Origin of the sequence: Comamonas sp. B-9 (genome assembly GCF_000410635.1) — a bacterium.
Taxonomy (GTDB): Bacteria; Pseudomonadota; Gammaproteobacteria; order Burkholderiales; family Burkholderiaceae_C; genus Comamonas.
Window position 1 is genome coordinate 4,785 of sequence record NZ_KE148559.1, and the last position, 1,902, is coordinate 6,686.

Here is a 1,902-nt window from a genome sequence, read left to right on the forward strand (position 1 = left end):
GCCGGTGCAGTAGCTGCTGAGGTCGGACATCAGCCAGTAGATGGCCTGGGCGATTTCGTCTGCGGTGCCGCCGCGCCCCAGCGGCACGCCGGCCGAGAGGCGCTGCACGCGGTCGGGCTGGCCGCCGCTGGCGTGGATATCGGTCTCGATCAGGCCCGGGCGCACGCCGTTGACGCGTATGCCTTGCGCGGCCACCTCCTGGGCGAGGCCCAGGGTCATCGTGTCGATGGCGGCTTTGGACGCCGCATAGTCCACATACTGGTGGGCCGAGCCCAGGCAGGCAGCCCGGCTCGAGACATTGACGATGCTGCCGCCCGCGCCGCCTTCGGCGGTGCTCATGCGGCGTACCGCTTCGCGGGCGCAGAGAAAGCTGCCCAGCACATTGGTATCGAACATGCGGCGCCAGCGCGCCATGTCCATGTCCTGCAGGCGCTGGGCGCGGTCCACCACGCCGGCGTTATTGACCAGCCCCGTGATGCGCCCCAGCTCGCTGTCCACGCGCGCAAACATCGCCAACACCTGGCCCTCATCGGCCACATCGGCCTGTACGGCGATGGCGCGGCGGCCCAGGGCCTGCACCGCCTGCACCACGGTGTGGGCCGCAGCTTCATTGCTACTGTAGTTCACGGCCACATCCCAGCCATGCTGGGCGGCCAGGACGGCGGTGGCGGCACCGATGCCACGGCTGGCACCGGTGATAAGGACGATTGAGGTCATGGCATGGAGGCTCACAAAAGAGGCCCTATCTTAGAACCTGTTCAAAGTCACTACGCAGCCGCGTTGGAGTGCAATCGGGATGAGTTCGAAGGGGTGGAACGCAGCTTGCACCGGGGTGCAAGCAAGGGCCAGCGCGCAGAAATCGCCCGATTTCACTCCAACCCGTAGGGACAGTGGCTTTGCGGGGGGGCTGCGGCGTTGCAGCGCTTGCCAATAGCTGTCTATTGGCTGCGCACTGCGCCTAGCATCCCATCCCGCAAAGACACTGTCGCGGCGCGAGGAGACATTGAACAGGTTCTTAGGCGAGCTTGCGCCGCATGCCCAGGCGGCATTCAAGGCGCGGGCAGCGCGGCCAGCCGGTCCAGCGTCTCGGCGTCCTGGTCGCTGACGGGCAGGTAGACCACCATGCGCATGCCGTTGCGCGGGGCCGACCACCAGTAGGTCTGGCGCAGGTGGAGGATGCCGACAACAGGGTGGTCAAAGGTCTTTTCGTTGTTCTCCGGGCTGCGCACCTGGTAGCGCTCCCAGGCGTTGCGGAAGACGGGCGACTGCGCCAGAAAGTAGTCCAGCCGCTGGGCTATCGCCGGGTCGCCACTTTGCTGGGTGTAGGCCGCGCGGAACATGGCCACCATGCGCTCGATGGCCTGGGGCTCATGGCGCATCACGCGCTGCCACTGCGGGTTGAACAGGTTCATGTGCAGGCAGTTGCGCTCGAGCGCGGGCAGCTGCTGCAGCGATACGCCCATCAGCCGCTCATAGGCGGCATTGGCGTCGAGCAGGTCAAACGCGGCGCTTTGCATCTGGGCCGGGTAGGGCAGCATCTTGTCGAGCAGCTGCCGGTGCAAGCAGCCCGGTGCGTCGAGCACGCTGGCGGCGGGCTGGTCGAGCTTGATGCCCGCCAGCACCAGCAGGTGGCGCAGTTCGTCGTCATTGCATTGCAGCGCGCGGGCGATGGCCTCCACCGCCTGGCGCGAGGGCTGCACCTCGCGGCCCTGTTCGAGCTTGGTGTACCAGGTCACGCCAATGCCGGCGAGCTGGGCGACCTCTTCACGCCGCAGGCCCGGGGTGCGCACCCGGCCATGGCGCGCCAGGCCCATGGCCGCGGCCGACAGGCTCTCGCGCCGGGCGCGCAGAAAGTGGCCCAGCTCCTGCGAGGGGACAGAGGCCGTAACGGCAGGGGGGGGG

At 67.9% G+C, this 1,902-nt stretch carries 2 protein-coding genes; both read right to left on the reverse strand.

From position 1 onward, the window contains the following. Positions 1–717: SDR family oxidoreductase (locus H928_RS32305; protein ID WP_021026522.1), on the reverse strand; the 717-nt coding region annotated here is incomplete at its 3' end. Positions 718–1,049: 332 nt separating this feature from the next. Further along, the coding region (locus H928_RS27220; protein ID WP_043339665.1) for a helix-turn-helix transcriptional regulator at positions 1,050–1,902 on the reverse strand (853 nt) is incomplete at its 5' end.